The sequence below is a fragment of the Nonomuraea insulae genome (assembly GCF_042656245.1).
Genome location: NZ_JBHSPA010000135.1, coordinates 29202 through 47854 on the forward strand (window position 1 = coordinate 29202; position 18653 = coordinate 47854).

17 protein-coding genes are annotated in these 18653 nt (G+C 70.1%); 9 read left to right on the top strand and 8 right to left on the bottom strand.

The genetic code is table 11. The features are described 5' to 3' along the window. Positions 1-148 precede the first annotated feature (148 nt). Entirely contained in the window at positions 149-1156 is a 1008-nt protein-coding gene (locus ACFPZ3_RS68180) for a methyltransferase domain-containing protein (protein ID WP_379524996.1), read from the top strand. On the opposite strand, the gene ACFPZ3_RS68185 is transcribed toward ACFPZ3_RS68180, so the two are convergent. Genes ACFPZ3_RS68185 through ACFPZ3_RS68195 form a run of 3 tightly spaced genes read right to left on the bottom strand, consistent with a single transcriptional unit; the run spans position 1157 to position 4864 of the window. After that, positions 1157-1996, bottom strand: coding sequence for an alpha/beta fold hydrolase (locus ACFPZ3_RS68185; RefSeq protein ID WP_379524997.1), 840 nt, complete (start codon positions 1994-1996; stop codon positions 1157-1159). Between the two features lie 35 nt (positions 1997-2031). Then, complete coding sequence (locus tag ACFPZ3_RS68190) at positions 2032-3285, bottom strand: cytochrome P450 (protein ID WP_379524998.1); 1254 nt, start codon at positions 3283-3285, stop codon at positions 2032-2034. Positions 3286-3316: 31 nt separating this feature from the next. Beyond that, positions 3317-4864 (bottom strand): GMC family oxidoreductase, encoded by a 1548-nt coding sequence (locus ACFPZ3_RS68195; protein WP_379524999.1) that lies wholly within the window; start codon positions 4862-4864, stop codon positions 3317-3319. Positions 4865-5015: 151 nt separating this feature from the next. On the opposite strand from ACFPZ3_RS68195, the gene ACFPZ3_RS68200 reads away from it, so the two are divergent. Continuing rightward, complete coding sequence (locus tag ACFPZ3_RS68200; RefSeq protein WP_379525000.1) at positions 5016-6551, top strand: long-chain-fatty-acid--CoA ligase; 1536 nt, start codon at positions 5016-5018, stop codon at positions 6549-6551. Positions 6552-6592: 41 nt separating this feature from the next. On the opposite strand, the gene ACFPZ3_RS68205 is transcribed toward ACFPZ3_RS68200, so the two are convergent. Then, positions 6593-7033 (bottom strand): SgcJ/EcaC family oxidoreductase, encoded by a 441-nt coding sequence (locus ACFPZ3_RS68205; RefSeq protein ID WP_379525001.1) that lies wholly within the window; start codon positions 7031-7033, stop codon positions 6593-6595. A gap of 93 nt (positions 7034-7126) precedes the next feature. Between ACFPZ3_RS68205 and ACFPZ3_RS68210 the strand changes: the two genes are divergently transcribed. The 7 genes from ACFPZ3_RS68210 (at position 7127) to ACFPZ3_RS68240 (ending at position 12846) form a co-directional block, all read left to right on the top strand. Further along, positions 7127-7573, top strand: coding sequence for a MarR family winged helix-turn-helix transcriptional regulator (locus ACFPZ3_RS68210; RefSeq protein WP_379525002.1), 447 nt, complete (start codon positions 7127-7129; stop codon positions 7571-7573). After that, a complete protein-coding gene (locus ACFPZ3_RS68215) occupies positions 7573-8214 on the top strand; it encodes an HAD family hydrolase (protein ID WP_379525003.1) in 642 nt (213 codons plus the stop codon). Before ACFPZ3_RS68210 ends, ACFPZ3_RS68215 begins: the two co-directional genes overlap by 1 nt. 28 nt (positions 8215-8242) lie before the next feature. Further along, positions 8243-9196 (top strand): phosphotransferase, encoded by a 954-nt coding sequence (locus ACFPZ3_RS68220; protein ID WP_379525004.1) that lies wholly within the window; start codon positions 8243-8245, stop codon positions 9194-9196. After that, positions 9193-10008, top strand: a complete 816-nt coding sequence (locus tag ACFPZ3_RS68225) for a phosphotransferase family protein (RefSeq protein ID WP_379525005.1) — start codon at positions 9193-9195, stop codon at positions 10006-10008. Before ACFPZ3_RS68220 ends, ACFPZ3_RS68225 begins: the two co-directional genes overlap by 4 nt. Before the next feature lie 147 nt (positions 10009-10155). Further along, positions 10156-11433 carry an extracellular catalytic domain type 1 short-chain-length polyhydroxyalkanoate depolymerase gene (locus ACFPZ3_RS68230; RefSeq protein WP_379525006.1) on the top strand — a complete coding sequence of 426 codons (1278 nt, stop codon included), beginning with the start codon at positions 10156-10158 and terminating at the stop codon, positions 11431-11433. 355 nt (positions 11434-11788) lie between these two features. After that, the gene (locus ACFPZ3_RS68235; protein WP_379525007.1) at positions 11789-12385 is read left to right on the top strand and encodes a MarR family transcriptional regulator; all 597 of its coding nucleotides are present in this window, start codon (positions 11789-11791) and stop codon (positions 12383-12385) included. Continuing rightward, positions 12382-12846 carry a HEPN domain-containing protein gene (locus tag ACFPZ3_RS68240; RefSeq protein WP_379525008.1) on the top strand — a complete coding sequence of 155 codons (465 nt, stop codon included), beginning with the start codon at positions 12382-12384 and terminating at the stop codon, positions 12844-12846. Before ACFPZ3_RS68235 ends, ACFPZ3_RS68240 begins: the two co-directional genes overlap by 4 nt. A 375-nt stretch (positions 12847-13221) precedes the next feature. Here ACFPZ3_RS68240 and ACFPZ3_RS68245 read toward each other — a convergent pair whose 3' ends face one another. The 4 genes from ACFPZ3_RS68245 to ACFPZ3_RS68260 all read right to left on the bottom strand — a co-directional run bounded on the left by ACFPZ3_RS68245 (position 13222) and on the right by ACFPZ3_RS68260 (position 18552). Then, a complete protein-coding gene (locus ACFPZ3_RS68245) occupies positions 13222-14481 on the bottom strand; it encodes a class I SAM-dependent methyltransferase (RefSeq protein WP_379525009.1) in 1260 nt (419 codons plus the stop codon). Between the two features lie 4 nt (positions 14482-14485). Continuing rightward, the gene (locus ACFPZ3_RS68250) at positions 14486-15835 is read right to left on the bottom strand and encodes an FAD-binding oxidoreductase (RefSeq protein WP_379525143.1); all 1350 of its coding nucleotides are present in this window, start codon (positions 15833-15835) and stop codon (positions 14486-14488) included. 198 nt (positions 15836-16033) lie between these two features. Continuing rightward, positions 16034-17017 (bottom strand): NAD(P)-dependent oxidoreductase, encoded by a 984-nt coding sequence (locus tag ACFPZ3_RS68255; RefSeq protein ID WP_379525010.1) that lies wholly within the window; start codon positions 17015-17017, stop codon positions 16034-16036. Then, a complete protein-coding gene (locus ACFPZ3_RS68260) occupies positions 17014-18552 on the bottom strand; it encodes a serine/threonine-protein kinase (protein ID WP_379525011.1) in 1539 nt (512 codons plus the stop codon). Before ACFPZ3_RS68260 ends, ACFPZ3_RS68255 begins: the two co-directional genes overlap by 4 nt. Positions 18553-18653 lie beyond the last annotated feature (101 nt).

Genomic DNA, 18653 nt, shown 5'->3' on the forward strand with positions numbered 1-18653 from the left:
GCTGCTAGGGTGAGCACATGAAGTTCTTCTTCCGACGTTAGCGACCCGCCGGCGGGTTGTGGATGACCCACCGCCGGCGATGCGGGACGGCTGAGCAACCGCCGTCCCGGGTCGCGACGTGGGAGAAGGACAGTTGCATAGTTTTGCCGTGGCCAGGGCCGTAAGTGGCATCGAGCCCCTGGTGGCCATGGAAATTCGACGTTCAGGGCTCGGTGTGGTGCGTGGGCTGCGCCATCGCGAGGTGTGGTTCGAGGCGCCGTCGCAGGCCGATCTGCTGAGCCTGCGCACCGCGGACGACGTGCTGCTGGCCGCCGCCGTGGTGGACGGGATCGGCCACGGCCGCTCCGCGCTGCGGCGGCTGGCCAGGGCGGCACGCGAGCTGGACGTGGGGCGGCTGACGCCCTCCGGTCTCGGGGTGGAGGTGTCGGCCTCGTTCGTGGGGCGGCGCAACTACACCAGGTTCGAGATCGAGGACGCGGTGGGGGCCGAGCTGGCGCGGCCGTTGCGGGTGCCGTACCACTCCAGGCGGGAGGGCGGGCGGCCGCCGCGCGCGGCGCGGTCGTGGCGGGTCACGATCGAGGGCGACCAGGCCGTCATCGCGGTGCGGGTGGCGGATCGGCCGTTGCATCGCCGGGCGTACAAGACGGCCTCGATCCGGGGCACGCTGCATCCCCCCGTGGCCGCCGCCATGGCGCAGCTCGCGCGGCTGGGCGAGGCGCGGACGGTGCTCGACCCGTGTTGCGGGGCGGGCACGACGCTGATCGAGGCCGGGGCCCTGGCAGGAGCGCCTGGGGTGCGGCTGGCCGGCTTCGACCACGACCCGGCCGCGCTCGCCGCCGCCACCGCCAACGCCGCCACGGACGCCGGGAAGCCGTTCGCGTGGGCCGTGGCGGACGCCGGGCGGATCCCGATGGCCGGCGGCAGCGTGGATCGGGTGCTGGTGAATCCGCCGTGGGGGCGCCAGGTGCCGCCACGGGGGTCGCTGACCCGGGACCTCGGGCCGTTGTGGCGGGAGGTCCGGCGGGTGCTGGCGCCGGACGGGCTGGCCGTGGCGCTGGTCCACGACGGGATTCCCCGCGGGTTCGCGGTGGAGGAGGCGGTCCAGGTGAGCCTGATGGGGCAACACCCGGTGATCACGGTCCTCAGCCCCAGATGATCAGGTGGCCGGGCCGAGCCAGTCCAGGATCAGCCGGTTGACCTCGGCCGGCCGTTCCAGGTGCAGGAAGTGCCCGGCCCCGGCCACCTGCTCGGCCCGCGAGCCCTCCGGCAGGTGGGCGAGCGCGTCCTTGGCCACGTCGGCGCCCATGCAGCCGTCGTCGAGGCCGTGCAGGTACAGGACGGGGCCCGCCGCCGACGGCTCGGCGGGAGGGTAGCGGCCGGAGGGCGGCGTGGTGCCGAGCGCGGCGCGGTAGTAGCCGATGGCCGCGCTCAGGTTGGCGGGGTCGCCGATGCTGCGCCGGACGAATTCCAGGTCCTCGCTCGCGTCGTACCCCGGCGACCAGTCCCGCCAGAGGCCCTCGATGAAGCCGGGGCTCGCGGCGGCGGCCTCGGCTACCGCCGTCTGGAAGAGGAAGACGTAGAACGAGCGCTTGATCTGCTCGTACCCGAAGAACGCGCCCGCCATCGCGCCCGGCGGCGGCACCGCGAGCGTCACGGCCCGCCGGAAGCGGCCGGCCGTGGCGTAGGCGGGGAAGGCTCCCCAGTCATGCCCGATGATGACGGCGTCCTCGCCCCCGCCCAGCTCCTCGTGCAGGGCGCGCACGTCGGCGACCAACGCCGCATCCTCGTACGCGCCGTCGGCGGGGACCTCGGTGGGCGCGTAGCCGCGCATGAAGGGCGCGACCGCTCGGTAGCCGCGCTCGGCCAGCGCGGGCATCAGGTGCCGCCAGGTGTGCGCGGTGTCGGGGAAGCCGTGCAGGCAGAGGGCCAGCGGCCCCTCCCCCAACGTCAGATACGCGAACTCCACCCCATTGGCGTAGATGGTCCTGATCTCCATGACTGCGAAACCTAGCACGCCGACCCGGGAGCGCCTCAGAACGTGTACCGCACGTGTTTGACGCCGTTGATGAAGTTGGACAGCAGGAAGTCCGGCTCCCCCACCGCCCTTATGCCCGGCAGACGGGTGAACAACTCGCGGAACATCACGGTCATCTCCCTTCGCGCCAGGTGGGCGCCCAGGCAGTAGTGCGGGCCCGGACCGCCGAAGCCGACGTGCGGGTTGGGGTCGCGGGTGATGTCGAACGCCTCCGGCTCCGCGAACACCGCCTCGTCGCGGTTGGCCGAGTTGTAGAAGAGCAGCACCTTGTCGCCCTTCCGGTAGGCGGTGCCGTTCATCTCGTGGTCCCGCGTCAGCGTACGGCGGAACTGGATGACCGGCGTGGCGTAGCGGACGATCTCGTCGCAGGCCCCGACGATGCGCCCGTCGAAGTCCGCCAGCAGCAACTCGCGCTGGCCGGGGTGGTCGGTGAAGAGCTTGAGCCCGTGGGCGACCGCGTTCCTGGTGGTCTCGCTGCCCGCCACCACCAGCAGGATGAAGAACGAGCCCAGCTCCTGCGAGGTGAGCCGTTCCTCGCCGTTGACCAGCAGGCTGACCAGGTCGCCCGTGGGCCGTTGGCGCCGCTCGTCGCCCAGGCGGGCGGCCAGGCGGTTGAGCGAGAAGCCGGCGTGCAGCAGCTTGGCCAGGCCGCGGGCGACGTTGAGGCGGCTGAAGTCCGGGGAGATGCCGGTGTACTCGGTGTCGGCGTTGCCGAGGACGACGTTGGTCCGCCGCAACACCATGTCATGAAATTTCGCGGGAATGCCCATCATGTCGCAGATGACCCGTACGGGGAGCTTGGCGGCCACCTGCGCGACGAAGTCGCCCGGGCCCTCCTCGATCGCCCGGTCGACGATCTCCGCGGCGGCCCGCGCCAGATCCTCCTCCATCTTCGCCAGGATGCGCGGCGTGAACGCGCGCGAGACGATCCGGCGCAGCCTCGCGTGCTTCGGGTCGTCCATGTTGATCATCGAGCCGAAGTACACGCTCAGCCAGCGCGGCATGTCGGGGATGCTGTTGGAGCACGGCTCGCTGCTGAACACGGCCGCGTTCCTGCTGGCCTCGGTGACGTCGGCGTGGCGCACCAGGGCGTAGTAGCCGGGCCCGCCGCCGACGAACGGCACAGCCCGCTCCGGCACGAACGCCGGCCGGTCCAGCTCGCGCAGCTTGCGGAAGGCCTCCATGCGCTCGGCCTGCGGCCGTCCCCAGAACGGGATCTGCGACAGGTCGAGGTCCGCGGGCAGCGTCATACAGACGAGCCTACGCAAGTGACCACTTACGTCAAGTCTTGTTCTCCCTGATCAGGTCGGCCCCCTTCTCGCCGATCATGATGGCGGGGGCGTGCGTGTGGCCGCGGTTCAGGGTCGGCATGACGGACACGTCGACGACCCTGAGCCCCTCGACGCCGCGCACGCGCAGGGCCGGGTCCACCACGGAGGCGTCGTCGGTGCCCATCCGGCAGGTGCCGACCGGGTGGTAGAGGGTCTCGCCGCGCTCGCGTACCCACTGGGCCAGCTCGTCGTCGCTCTCCGGCGCCCAGTAGGGCGCCATCGGCCCGCCCGCGTAGGCCTTCATCGCGGTGGTCGCGAACACCTGCTTGGCCGTCTTCAGCCCCGCGACCATCCGCTTGACGTCGGCCTCCGCGCTCAGGTAGCCGGGGTCGATCACGACGTCCCTGCCGCTCAGCCCGACCTTGCCGCGGCTCTCCGGCTGCAGCAGCACGACCCCGACGGTGAGCCCGTGGCCGGTCGGCGGGGTGAGGCCGTGGTCGATGAACGGGCCCGGCGCGAAGACCAGCTCGACGTCGGGCGCCGGCTCCTCGGCCGAGGTCCTGATGAACGCGACGGCCTCGCCCACGTTCGTGGTGAGCATGCCGGAGCGCAGGACGATGTAGCGCAGCAGGTTGACGATCGACTCGGCCTTGGTCAGCGTCACCGGCTGCTTGCACTCGACGAACACGCCGGAGGAGAGGTGGTCCTGCAGGTTCTTGCCCACCTCGGGCAGATCGTGCACGATCGGGACCCCCGCGTCGCGCAACTCGTCGGCCGCGCCCACGCCCGAGCGCATGAGCAGGTACGGCGAGCCGATCGAGCCCGCGGCCAGCACGACCTCGATCCGCGCCCTGACCTGGGCGCCGCCGCTGTGCTCGATGCCCGTCGCCCGCCTGCCGTCGAACACCACCCGGTCCACCGTGGCGCCGGTGATCACGTCGAGGTTGGGCCGCGAGAGCGCCGGGCGCAGGTAGGCGTCGGCGGAGCTCCACCTCCTGCCCCTGTTCTGGGTGACGGGGGTGGGGCAGTAGCCCTCGTTGGATCGGCCGTTCAGCTCGCCGAGCCGGGTGAGGCCGAGCTCCCCGCACGCCTTGAGGAAGGCGGCGGTGGTGACGTTGGGGCTGCGCAGCTCGGAGATGTAGAGAGGGCCGGAGGTGCCGTACACGCCGCCGTGGTTGCTGCCGACGCGGCGCTCGGCTCTGAGGAAGTACGGCAGGACGTTGTCGTACGCCCACCCGGGAATCCCCCACTGGTCGTAGTCCTGCTGGCAGCCGCGCACCCACATCTGGGCGTTGAGCGAGGACGAGCCGCCGAGCACGCGGCCCCTCGGCCAGTAGAGCTCGCGGCCGGACATCTCGCCCTGTTTGGCCGTGGTGTAGTTCCAGTCGTAGTCGGTCTTGAAGAGCTTGGCGAAGCCCGCGGGCATGCGGATCTCAAGCTTGTCGTCCTTGCCGCCCGCCTCGACCAGCGCCACCGACACGCCGGGGTCGGCGGACAGCCGGTTGGCCAGGACACACCCCGCGGAGCCTGCCCCGACGATCACATAGTCGTATTCCATGGCTTCCTCCACGGGCCCTGAGTAACTTGCTACTTGCTTACTCGACGTGGGCGGGCACGTCCATATCCACTTGTGACCTCAGTTACCTACCAGTCGGTATGGACGGTCCTGCAGGATGGCATCGAAGCCGTTCTAGAGGGAGGAAGGCGTCATGCTCAACCTGTCGATCGTCCTGGAGGACAGCGCCAGGAACAACCCCGATGGCACCGCGATCGTCTTCGGCGACATGCGGCTGCCATACTCCATGATCGACACCGTGGCCAACCAGGTCGCGAACCTCCTGGTGGCGCGCGGGATCGGCAAGGGCGACAAGGTCGCGCTCGCCTGTCCCAACCTGCCGTACTTCCCGTTCGTCTACTACGGCATCCTCAAGGCCGGGGCGACGGTGGTGCCGCTCAACGTGCTGCTGCAGTCGCGCGAGATCGCCTACCACCTCGACGACAGCGACACCAAGGCGCTGTTCTGCTTCGAGGGAACCCCCGAACTGCCGCTGGGCGAGCGCGGCAAGGCGGGCTTCGAGGCGGCTCCTGACTGCGAGCACTTCTTCGTGCTGCCCGCGACCGCGCTGGCCACGGAGTCGGTGCACGGGGAGTCGATCTGGGCCGCGCTCGGCGGGATGGCGGCCGAGTTCGAGACCGTGCAGACGGCGCCCGACGACACCGCCGTGATCCTCTACACCTCCGGCACCACGGGCCAGCCCAAGGGCGCCGAGCTCAGCCACCAGAACATGCTGATGAACGCCATGGTCAGCGACAAGATGTTCCCCCGGACAGAGGGCGGGGACACCTACCTGGCCGTGCTGCCGCTCTTCCACTCCTTCGGCCAGACCACCGTCCTGAACCTCGGCTTCCTCCGCGGCGCCACCGTCGTGCTGATGCCGCGCTTCGAGCCGGGCGAGGCCCTGGCGCTCATGGCGAAGGAGAGCGTGACGGTTTTCGCCGGGGTGCCCACCATGTACTGGGCCATGCTCGCGAAGATCCACGCCGAGGGCGCCGAGGTGCCCCGCTCACTGCGCGTCGCGGTCGCGGGCGGCGCGTCGTCGCCGGTGGAGGTGCTCAAGGACTTCGAGCGCACCTTCGGCATCGGCATCCTGGAGGGGTACGGCCTGTCGGAGACCGCCCCGGTGGCCAGCTTCAACCAGCCCGGCCGGCCCACCAAGCCCGGCACGGTCGGCACCCCGATCTGGGGCGTAGAGATGAAGCTGGTGGACAGCGACTGGAAGACCATCGAGGGCGAAGGCCCCGGCGAGATCGCCATCCGCGGCCACAACATCATGAAGGGCTACTACGGTCGCGCGGAGGCGACGGCTGAGGTCATGAACGACGGCTGGTTCCGTACCGGCGACATCGCGACCCGCGACGCCGACGGCTTCTACGCGATCGTCGACCGGTCCAAGGACATGATCATCCGGGGCGGCTTCAACGTCTACCCGCGCGAGCTCGAAGAGGTCCTCATGACCCACGAGGCCGTCTCACTGGCCGCCGTCGTGGGCATCAAGCACGAGTCGCACGGCGAGGAGATCAAGGCCTACATCATCCGCACCCCCGGATCCACGATCGCGGAGGACGAGCTGATCGCCTGGGGCCGCGAGAACATGGCCGCCTACAAGTACCCCCGGATCATCGAGTTCCGCGACGCCCTGCCCATGACGGCCACGGGCAAGATCCTCAAGCGCGAACTGCGCTGACCGGCCGATCGTCCGAGGCGCGGGCCCTGCCCGCGCCTCTTTCATGGGCGCGGGGCGCTGTCCGGGACGAACCTGAAGGACATGGCCTCCAGGAGCGGCCTGCGCTTGGTGTTGTGGAAAGAGGCGATGCGCCAGCGGCCGCCGGCCTCGCGGACGAGGGTGTAGGTCTGCACCTTGGCGAGCCTGCCCGGCCGCTTCCTGGACACCTCGCCCCTGCCGGTGACCACGGCCACGCCCGGGCCGTAGAAGTGGATCCCGGTGACCTCGTTGAACATCCTGGTGCCCTTGAGCACGCTGCCGAACAGCGCCCGGTGGCCCGAGATGAGGTCGGCGCGGCCGCGGTAGACGGTGCCGACGAACGTGGTGTAGCCGGCGTCCTCGGTGAAGCAGGCGCCGTAGGCGTCGCCGTCGCCCCTGTTCCAGGCGTCTTCGAGGTCGGCGAACAGTGCGCGGATCTCCTGCTCGGCATCGATGGTGATCATGGCTGCTCCTTCTGGTAGCTTTCTCAGCGCAGCTTCTGCATTGAGCATTTATCTGCTTGCTTGCAGATATTAGATTAGGGAAGAGGAGTTGGGGTGTCAACAGATCTGAGCGCGCTGTTCCGGCGCTATCTGAGCACGATGGTCCTCAACAGCCTGGCCACCGCCGAGGCCGCCGGGCTCAACGCCACCGACTACTACGCGCTCAACCTGCTCGACCTGTCCGGCCCGCTCACCTCCGGCGAGCTGGCCGTGCGCACGGGGCTGACCACCGGCGCCACCACGCGGCTCATCGACCGGCTGGAGCAGGCGGGGTACGTACGGCGCGCGCCCGACCCCGCGGACCGGCGCAAGGTCATGGTGGAGTCGGTCGCCGAGCCGGCGGGGCTCGACAAGGTGCTGAAGGGCACGCGGTCGCGCCTGGGCGCGGTGTTCCAGGGCTACTCGGCCGAGGAGCTGGCCACGCTGCGCGACTACTTCGAGCGCGCCTCGGCGGCCTACGGCGAGGCCACCGACGAGCTCATCGCCTCGCGGGACGCCTGATGCTGGCCCTCTTCGACCTGGACAACACGCTGATCGACCGGCTGGGGGCGTTCGAGCGGTGGGCGGCCGAGTTCGCCGCCGAGCGCGGGCTGGGCCAGGAGGCGGTGCCGTGGCTGGTGGCGGCGGACGCGGACGGGTCGGTGCCGATGGGGACCTTCTTCGCCCTCGTTCGCGAGCGGTTCGGGCTGGCCGAGCCCGCGGAGGAGTTGTGGCGGGCCTTCCGGGAGCGGCTGCCGCACCTGGTCCGGTGCCCGGCCGAGGTGCTGGAGGGCCTGGACCGGCTAAGGGCGGCCGGTTGGACGGTGGGGATCGTGACGAACGGGATGGCCGACAACCAGGCGGGCAAGATCCGGCGCAGCGGGCTGGCCGCGCGGGTGGACGGGTGGGCGATCTCGGAGGCGGAGGGTGTGCGGAAGCCGGACATCCGCCTGTTCGAGATCGGCGCCGCGCGCTGCGGGAGGTCCCTGCGCGACGGCGGGTGGATGGTCGGGGACGACCCGGTGGCGGACGTCGGGGGCGGGCTCGGCGCGGGGCTGCGGACGATCTGGATCGACCGCGGCCGGGCACCGGAACCCGCCGGGGCCGACCACGTGGTGAGCGACGTGCTCACCGCCATGGAGCTGCTCAACCGGCTGCGTTGACCCCGATGGGCCGATAGTTTGGCTCGTTATGCGAGATCGACCCGACGACTTCGACGAAGGACTGCTGCGGCCCGCGCTGAGCGAGTGGGGGATCGAGGCCGGCACGCTGGACTACGCGCCGGTCGGGTTCGGGGACTTCCACTGGGTCGCGGGCGAGCGGGGCGGGCGGCGCTGGTTCGTGACCGTGGCGGATGTGCGCCGGCAGACCTTCGACGGGCTCGGGCTGGCCATGGAGACGGCCGCGACGTTGCGTGTGGACGCCGGGCTCGGGTTCGTCGTCGCCCCGCTGCGCGCCTCCGACGGTGCCACGCTGCGCCGCCTCGACCGGCACCAGTACGCCATGAGCGTGTTCCCGTACGAGGAGGGGACCCCCGGCGACTTCGGCGACGAACTTCCCGCCACCGAGCGAGCCCTCGTCATCGACCTGCTCGCCGAGCTGCACGCGACCCCTCCCCCGCTCTCGACCCCCGACCGGCCGCTGGAGCTGTCCCTGCGCGCCGCCCTTGAGCAGGCCCTGCGCGACACCTCGCTGCCCTGGCTGGGCGGACCCTACTCGGCGCCCGCCCAGGAGCTGCTCGCCGATCGGGCCGGGGTGGTGCGGCGCAGGCTGGAGGAGTTCGACCGGCTGGCGGACAAGCCGCGGGAGCCGGTGGTGACGCATGGCGAGCCGCACCCCGGCAACCTGCTGCGGGCCGGCGGGGAGCGGCGGCTGCTGGTGGACTGGGACACGGTCGGGATGGCGGCGCCGGAGCGGGACCTGTGGCTGGTGGCCAGGGACGACACCGACCTGGCCCGGTACGCGGACGCGACCGGCCGCCGGCCCGACCGCGACACTCTGGCGCTCTATCGGCTGCGGTGGGCCCTCGATGACGTGGCGGAGTTCGTGGAGTGGTTCCGGGCGCCGCATGGGCGTACACCGGACGCGGAATCGGCCTGGGAGGGCCTCACCGGCACGCTCGCGCAACTGGCCGAAGGCGCGTGACGGCCTCGCAGTCCTTCACGCATGAGGTCGAGCTGCGCGAAGAGACCGTCGTCAAGCGGTATCGCTCCTGGGACAGGCAGGAGCCCCGGTGTGAGTGGGCCGCGCTCAAGCTGCTCGCCGAGCACGCCCCCGGCCTCGCGCCCGCACCCGTCACCGCCGACCTCGACGGCGCGCCACCGACCGTGGTGATGAGCCGCCTGCCCGGTGTCCCGGTGCGCGGCCTGGACGCCGGGCCCGAGGTGGTCGCCGCGATGGCCGCCGCGCTGACGCGCCTGCATCGGCGCGTTCCCGTCGGCGGCGGGCTCGCGGAGGCCGCGTGGAACCCGGCCTCGGCGCTGGCGCACGTACGGGCCTGGGCCGGCAAGAGGCCGGATCTCGGCGACGACCCGGACGTGCGGCGAGCCTTCACCGAGGGGACGTCCTGGCTGGCCCGGCAGACCCTCGACCGGCTGCGCGCCCACGCCGCCCCACCCGTGCTCGGCCTGGCCGACGGCAACCTCGCCAACTACCTCTGGGACTCCGCCGCCGCCCGGGTGCGCCTGGTCGACTGGGAGGACTCGGGCCGGGCCGACCGGGCGTTCGAGCTGGCCGAGGTGAGCGAGCACATCTCGCACATCGACGGCCGCCTCGACCGCGACCTGCTCCTGCGACACCTGGAGCTGGGGCCGGACGAGGCCGCCCGGGTGCGGGAGTTCCGGCGGCTGCTGGCCCTCGGCTGGCTCCTCGTCCTCGGCCCCGGCGGCCCCGCCTCCTCGCGTAACCCGCCGGGCGCCCTCGCCTGGCAGGCTGAGCGCGTGCTCGCTCTCCTCTGACCGAAACTTTCATCGGCCGCCGCACCTCAGTCGGGCCTCTTGGCAGCTCAGTGCCTTCCCGAGGCTCCTCCCGCACCTGGCATATTGCCATGCCGAAATTTTCTGTGGACACTCGCAATATTTCGGCTGCAGAGCGAGAGGACCTCGATGAAGCTGAAAGCTCGCATAGTCAGCGCCATGATCGCCGCCGCGGCGCTCGTGACCGCCGGCCTGATCACCGCACCCCCTGCCGCGTCGGCCCAGCTCACGGAGGTGACCGGCTTCGGCACGAACCCCAGCAGCCTCCGCATGCACCTGTACGTCCCCGACGGCGTGCCGGCGCGGCCGGCGGTGCTGGTGGCCGTGCACTACTGCACCGGATCCGGCCCGGCGTTCTACTCGGGCACGGAGTTCGCCTCGCTCGCCGACCGGTACAAGTTCGTGGTCATCTACCCGTCCGCGACCAGGAGCGGCTCCTGCTTCGACGTCTCCTCGCCGCAGGCGCTGCGGCACGACGGCGGCAGCGACCCCGTCGGCATCGTCTCCATGGTCAGGTACGTCCAGCAGCGCTACAACGCCGACCCCGCCCGTACCTTCGTCACAGGCGCGTCGTCGGGCGGCATGATGACCAACGTCCTGCTGGGCGACTACCCCGACGTGTTCAAGGCGGGGGCGGCGTTCATGGGCGTGCCGTTCGCCTGCTTCGCCACCACCGACGGCTCCAGCTGGAACAGCGCCTGCGCCAACGGCCAGGTCACCAAGACCCCGCAGCAGTGGGGCGACCTCGTACGCGGGGCCTACCCCGGCTACAGCGGCGCCAGGCCGCGCATGCAGACCTGGCACGGCACCGAGGACGCCACGCTGCGCTACCCGAACTTCCAGGAGCAGATCAAGCAGTGGACCAACGTCCACGGCCTGAGCCAGACCCCCAGCCTCACCGACCAGCCCAGGTCCGGCTGGACCAGGACCCGGTACGGAAGCACAGGCACCATGGCGCCGGTCGAGGCGATCAGCATCCAGGGCGTGGGCCACAGCCTGCCGCAGAGCGGGATGGCCGCCGCGGTGATCGACTTCTTCGGCCTGTCGGAAGGCGGAGGCCCCGGCCCGACCACCTCACCCACACCGCCGCCGACCGGGGCGTGCCGGGTGACGTACACCATGAGCACCTGGAACACCGGCTTCACGGCCGCCGTCACGATCGCCAACACCAGCACGACCCAGCTCTCCTCCTGGAGCCTGGCCTTCACCCTGCCCGCCGGCCAGACGGTCACCTCCGCCTGGAACGCCACGCTCTCCCCCACCACCGGCCAGGTGACGGCACGCAACGTCACCTACAACGGCACGGTCGCGCCCGGAGCGTCGGCCTCGTTCGGCTTCCAGGCCACCCACGGCGGCAACACCTCCCCGCCCTCCGCCTTCACCCTGAACGGGACCGCCTGCTCCTGACCCGTTCCCCGTCCATCGGCCCGGCGACAGGTCAGGGGTTGCCGGGCCGATCTCTCCCTCGTGGAAACTGCTTCATCTTCACCCGGAACCGGCTTGCCCCGATGCCGACTGTAGCCATACGGTCACTTTAAGCAGTTGGGAGAGTTGAAGGAGAGGCACGTGGGCAGGCACGCGAAGCCCCGCAATCCCAAGGAGCAGCCGCAGGAGTCCCGTGAGGACTCCGCCGCGGCGGATGATCATCCCAGTAAGGGACGACATGCCAAGGACAGGCACTACTGCACGGGGTCGAAAGCGTCCAACGGAGAGCAGGCCGAGTCAGTAGAACTTGCGTAACTTGCAAGCTACCTTTCAGTTTATGAAACGACCGCCGCCCACTTTGCTGCCCTTGTTGCGCTCAGCCTTCCAGGGCGAGCTCCTGGCCTGGTTGTTCCTGCATCCGGGTGGGGAGTACGCCCAGGTCGATCTGGCGAGGAGGTTCGGGGTCTCACCTTCGGCCGTGACCCGCGAGGTCGACCGCTTGGCCGCCGCGGGGCTGCTCGTCACGCGGAAGTTCGGCAACATGCGCATGATCCGCGCGGACACCGACGTGGTCGTCGCCCGGCCTCTGACCGAGTTGCTCGCGTTGACCTATGGTCCGGTGGCCGTGCTCGGCGAGCAACTGGCCGGCGTCGGCGGGGTTGAGGAGGCGTTCATCTACGGCTCGTGGGCCGCACGATACTCGGGCGAGGCCGGGAGGGTGCCCAACGATGTGGACGTCCTTGTCGTGGGCGCCGCGGATGAAGATGATCTTTACGAGGCCGCCAGGGCGGCGGAGCGACAACTCGGCAGAGAGGTGAACATCCGTCGGCTGAGCCGCGGCGAGTGGGAATCTCCGGAGGGTGATCCCTTTCTGGAAACGGTCAAGGCCCGGCCGCTCGTACGCGTCGAGATCGACAAGGATGAAGGTCAATGAGGTGGGAACAGGGCCGCGCCGCCCTCGAGGGCATGCTGGGCCGCGGCGAGCTCGAGAAGGTCAGTGCCAGTCGCGCACAGGCCGACGATCTACTCAATCAGGCCGAAAGGCACGTGGCGACGGCCCGTCTGGCGATGGAATCGGATCCGATCGGCGCCTATCAGCTGTTGTATGACGCGGCGCGCAAGTCGCTGGGCGCCATCCTGGAGAACCAGGGTCTCAGGGCGAGCAGCCGCGGTGGTCACATCGCGGTGTACGAAGCGGTCGTATCGCAACTCGACCCGCCGTTGGGCAAGAGCCTGAGGCCGTTCGACCGGATGCGGCGGCGGCGGAATGAGGCCGAGTATCCGCGGCTGGGTTCTCCACGGTTCAGTGCGGACGACGTCCGGGCCGACATACCCAAGGTGGAGGCGATCATCGGGATCGCGGCCAGGGTGATCGATCAGATGCAACCCTTCTGAATGGCCGCTGTCCGCGCCCGCAGCCATTCGGCCGCCCGCTCGTGCCTGACCAGGACCGGCCACTTCTCCTCCAGCCTGGCTCACGCCTACGAAGCCATGATCGGTCTCATGACCCCGCCGCCCCACCGGCGAAGCTCCCCACCTGGCGCGGCATGACCAACCGCCCTCATTCGGGGTCCCGCCGGCCCTCCCGGAACCCGGGCAACGAACACGGGAATCCGGGGGATCGAGGCGCAGCCTCGATCCCCCGGATGAGTACGCCCGAGCGAAGCGAGGACCGCGCCCTTAGGGGTCGAAGGGGCGCAGCCCCTGGGGGGCAGGGTCCGAGCCAATCGCTATGGCGCGAAAGCGCCCCCCAATGCGAGGTCCTCGCTGTCAGGGCCAGTCGACAGCCGGGCGGAGCGGGACGCCGGAGCGGCCCTGCTGGTCCAGCTTGACGCCCAGCACCTGGTGGAGCTGGACCTTGTTGCGTTCGAAGCCGACGATGCAGCCCGCCATGTACAGGGCCCACACCCTGGCCGTGCCCATGCCGACCTCCTGGACCGCGTCGTCCCAGTTGGCGTCCAGGTTGTCGCACCAGTGGCGGAGCGTCTTGGCGTAGTGCTCGCGCAGGTTCTCCTCGTGGCGGATCTCGAAGCCGAGGTCCTCCATCTGCCTGATCAGCCAGCCCACCGATTCCAGCTCCCCGTCAGGGAAGACGTAGCGGTTGATGAAGCCGCCCTTGTTGAACGTCTTCTCCTTGCCGGTGGGGCGGGTGATGCAGTGGTTCAGGATGCGGCCGCCGGTCTTGAGCTTGCCGTACAGGAACTCGAAGTACGACGGCACGTTCCCCTTGCCGATGTGCTCCGTGAGGCCGATGGAGCTGACCGCGTCGAAGCCGGACTCCTTGACGTCCCGGTAGTCCATGAAGCGGACCTCGGCCAGGTCCTGCAGACCCGCGTCGGCGATCGCCTTCTGGGCCCATTCGGCCTGCTGGCGGCTCAGGGTGACGCCGAGGGCCTTGACGCCGTAGTGCTTGGCGGCGTGCATGACCATGCCGCCCCAGCCGCAGCCGACGTCCAGCAGCCGCATCCCCGGCTCCAGGCCGAGCTTGCGGGCCACCAGGTCGAACTTGGCGTACTGGGCCTCTTCCAGCGTCGAGTCCTCCGACGGGAAGCAGGCACAGGTGTAGGCCATGGACGGGCCCAGGACCCACTCGTAGAAGCGGTTGGAGACGTCGTAGTGGTGGTGGATGGCCTCCGCGTCACGCTGCTTGGCGTGCCGGGAGCCCAGCCTCGCCAGGGCGCTCTGACGCATCTCCTGCGGCGGCGGTGGAACGCGCATCAGGAGCGGCTTGACGCCCAGCGAGCGGACGGCGGCGAGCTTCTCGGACGTGGTCAGATCATTGGTGGTGATGTTCCACATCCGGTCCAGCAGCGCGTACAAGTCGCCGTGGACGTCCAGGTGACCGGAGATGTACGCCCTGGCCAGCCCGAGTTCACCCGGGGCGTGGGCCAGGTAGGCCACCGCGATCGGGGTTTTGACCTCGATTGCCAGGTCGGCGCCATCCGGCCCCGCCTTGCTGCCGTCGTAGGCCATGAACGCGAGGTTCGCGTCCGTGCCGACGATCTTTTCAAAGATGGTTGCCAGAGCCATCGACTCACCTTCCCCGTACACACTTTTCGTACAGGTCCAGCAGGCGACCGTTCGGGTCGTATTCCCGCTTGACCGGCCAATAGGCGTCGCCGTTGTACAGCCGCCAGAACTGCTCACGGGCATAGAACGAGGTCGAGTAGAGCGACTTGTGGCCATCGAGGTCGTGGACCGAACGCTCTATGAGCCGGTTGTAGTAACCGTCGAACTGCCCCCGTGGCAGCGGGACCATTCCCCAGAATCCGAAGTTGACGTAGACTTTGCCCGGTTCGAGCGGGTAGATCGGCCATCGCGACCCGGCCCGCAGCGGGCACATCCAGACCGGCGTCATGCCGACCTTCTCATGGAAGAACTCCAGGAACTCCGCCCCGCGCTCTATCGGGACCTCGACATCCTGGATGACCGACTCCTGCACAGGCTGGGCCCGCCACCTGTCGACGCGCGCGGTCACGCCGTGCTTCCTGTCGAGCGCCACCAGGCGCCGGTAGACGTCGGAGCGCATCCAGCGGCGCGGCATGAGCGAGCGGACGACCGGCTGCTGCACGCCGAAGGCGCGCGAGCACCAGAACCAGTCGGTGTCCCAGCGCCACAGGTAGTCGCGGATCGTCAGCCAGTCGCGGCTGCGCTGCCTGATCGACTGGTAGTAGATGCGCATCCCGGTGTAGTCGGAGATGTAGGGCGCGCGCTCGGCGAAGCGGCCGAGCGTGATGTACATCTCGCCGGGCTCGAAGAAGACGCCGTCCACGAAGTCGACGGCCTCGCCGTCGTGGACCATGCTGTCGCAGATCTCCTGCATGGCCAGCATGCACTTGCCCGCGTCGGTGAACTTGACGTGGGTGAGGTGCACGTACGGCTGGACCTTGCGAAGCTTGATCCTGATGCGCAGAGCGTAACCGAGCGTGCCGTAGGAGTTGGGGAACGAGCGGAACAGCTCGCTGTGCTCGTTGTCGTCGCGGGCCACGACGATGCGCCCGTCGCCGGTGAGGATCTCGAGTTCCTCGACCGACTCGTGCGGCAGCCCGTCCCTGAAGCTGGTGGACTCGATGCCGAGCCCGGTCACGGCGCCGCCGAGCGTGATGGTCTTGAGCTGCGGCACCACGTAGGGCATGAGCCCGTGCGGCAGCGTGGCGTCGACCAGGTGCTCGTACGTGGTCATGCCCTGGACCTCGGCCGTCATGGTCTCGGGGTCGACGCTGATGACCTGGTCGAGATCCCGGGCCGAGAGCTTGGCCGTCTTGCCGCCGTCGCGGAACCTGAAGAGGTTGGACGTGGCCTTGGCCAGCCGGGGAGTGGCGTCACCCGGCATCTCGGCGTACGACTGCCGGATCTGCTCTACTGCCCGCTCATGTGCCGACATCGTCGTCGTCACGGCCGCCCCTCCTTCGTCGGGGCCGCGACGAGGAAGTCGTGCCGCATCTGATTCATTCGCTCGTTCACGAGAGCACCCCCTTGAGCCGGTAGAGATCGTCCGTAAGACGGTATCTCCCACGGGCGACCTGGAACAGACCGGGGTCGTTAAAGACACGAAAACTGTTCATCGTGCCAGGTGGACCCCTTACGTGGTAGGCGATTGGGTAAACTTCCTGTTGATCACGGGTGCCACCCCGTTCACCACGTTGTCCACCTCTCGCCCCTCGACGGCGGCGGTGAGATTGTCCAGGGTGACGGCGAGCAGGCGGCCGGTGGCCTCCGGCGTGACGCCCGCGACGTGCGGGGAGAGCAGGACGTTCGGCAGGTCCCGCAGCGGGTCGCCGGCGGGCAGCGGCTCCACGTCGAAGACGTCGAGCGCGGCCCCGCCCAGGCGGCCCTCGCGCAGGGCGGTGACGAGCGAGCCCTGGTTCACCACGCCACCCCTGGCCGCGTTGACCAGCAGGGCGCCCTGTTTCATGTGCGCGGGGTCGACGAGGCCGCGGGTCTCCTCCGACAGCGCGATCACGACGATCAGTATGTCGGACGAGGTCACGAGCGTGTCCAGGTCTGTGTAGCCCGCGTCCTCACGTGGCGTGCGGGTCCAGTAGGACACCTCGCAGCCGAGCGCGCGGAACATCTGCGCGCAGGTGGCGCCGATCGCGCCGTAGCCGACGATGCCGACGTGGCGGCCGCGCAGCTCGTGCGGCTGCAGGCCCTGCTGGGGCCACTCGCCCGCGCGTACGGCGGCGTCGGCGGCGCCCAGCCTGCGCGACAGGGACAGCGCGGCGGCCAGGCACCACTCCGAGACCGCCACGGCGCTGACCCCGGGCGTGTTGGCCAGCGGCACGCCGGCCGCGGCCAGGGCGGCCTGGTCGTGGCCGTCCACGCCCACCGACGGCTGCTGCACGAAGGCCAGCCGGGGCGCCGCCGCGACCGCGCCGGCGTCCATGACGAGCGTGCCCGTCCAGTCGCCGAGCACGATCTCCGCCTCGGGCAGCGCCGCCAGGAGCGCTTTCCTGTCGCGGTCCGCGGGGACGCGTACGCTCACCCGGTCGCCGAGCGGGGCGAGCAGGCGGCGCATGAGCTCTTCGGGCAGCGGCGGAAGAGCGAGCAGGTTCCAGGGGCTCATGCCCCCACAGTAAAGCTGTTGATCACCTGCCGCATCAGGGTCCTGTTGCGCTGCCACTGAGGCTCGGTGACAGTCCAGGACAACAGGTACGAGGTGTCACCGATCGCGACGGCCCTCAGTACCTCGTGGTAGCGCACGCCCGGCCGGGCCCACGGCGCGGCGCCCGCTTCGCCCGCCGTCCAGGAGAACTCCCACTCCACCGCCCTGGTGCCCTGGTGCCTGACGGTCCTGCGGGCGCGGTTGACGACGTTCTGGGCGTTGTCCTGGAAGGCCGCTTCCGAGTCGCGGACGAGCTGGTCGATGTCGGTGCTGGAGTAAATGGACTCGACCCCGACGTGGGCGTTGCCGTCCCTGCGGGTCCACTCCGTGACGGCCTCGGCGCGTGCACCCCGCCAGCCGGTCGGCCGCATGATCGACCAGCCGTCGCGCGACTTCCACGCGCGTACCGCCGGGACGATCCTGCTCACGCTGGGGGTCGGCGTCGGGGACGGCGAGAGTGTCGCGCTGGGCTCCGCCGTCGGCGTGAGCGGGCTGGTCGCCGCGGCCGGCTGTGTGCTGGCGCGCGGGGCGCCCTCGGCCGGCGAGGCCATCCTGAAGTACGCGACCGCGCCGCCCGTGATCACCAGCACCACCGCCGCGACCACCGCGACCAGTGCCCTGCCAGGCCCTTCGCGCTTCTTCTCCCGGGGGGAGTCGAGGTCGGCGCTCGCGGGCTTGGCCGCCACGATGACGCCGAGCAGCCGGTCGGCCTCCTCGGCGCCCACCCGGTCCCTGGGCTCCTTCTGGAGCAGGCCCTTCAGGATCGGATGCATGATCGGCGGGATCCTGCGGTAGTCGGGCTCCTCGGTGAGCAGCGCGTTGAGCGTGGCCATGGGGTCGCCGCGCTCGAACGGCGAGCGGCCGACCATGCACGCGTACAACGTGGCGCCCAGCGACCACAGGTCCGATTCCGGTCCCGCGGTCTCGGCGCGGACCCGTTCTGGCGCCAGGAAGCTCGGCGAGCCCGTGACCATGCCGGTGCTGGTGAGCGACGCGTCACCCTCGACGGTGGCGATGCCGAAGTCCATGAGCACGGCGCGGCCGTCGTCGGCGAGCAGGATGTTGCTCGGCTTGACGTCGCGGTGCAGGATGCCCGCCTCGTGGGCCGCCCTGAGGGCGGACAACACCTGTCTGCCCAGGTTCGCCGCCTCCCGCACCGGGAGCGCGCCCGTGGTGAGCACGACCTGCTCGACCGACGGGTGACTGACCAGCTCCATCACGATCCACGGCCGGCCGCCCTCCTCGACCACGTCGTAGATCGCGACGACGGAGGGATGGTTCAGCTTGGCCGCCGTGCGCGCCTCGCGAGCGGTTCTTAAAAGCTGGCGCTCCTGGTCGCCCGGCGACAAGCCGTCGGGCAGAAGCACCTCTTTGATCGCCACCTGCCGGTTGAGAAGTGTGTCGCGGCCTTCCCAGACCACGCCCATTCCCCCGCGGCCCAGTTCGCGCAGCAACTGGTAACGCCCTGCGATGAGCCGGTTGCCATCCGAAACCATGTCCTACCCCTGTTGACCACCCGAACAGTGGGCAAGTTTCCCATATCTCCCCACACCTTCGCGGGCAGGTCGGAAAGGCCGCTTGCACCAGATCACCGAAT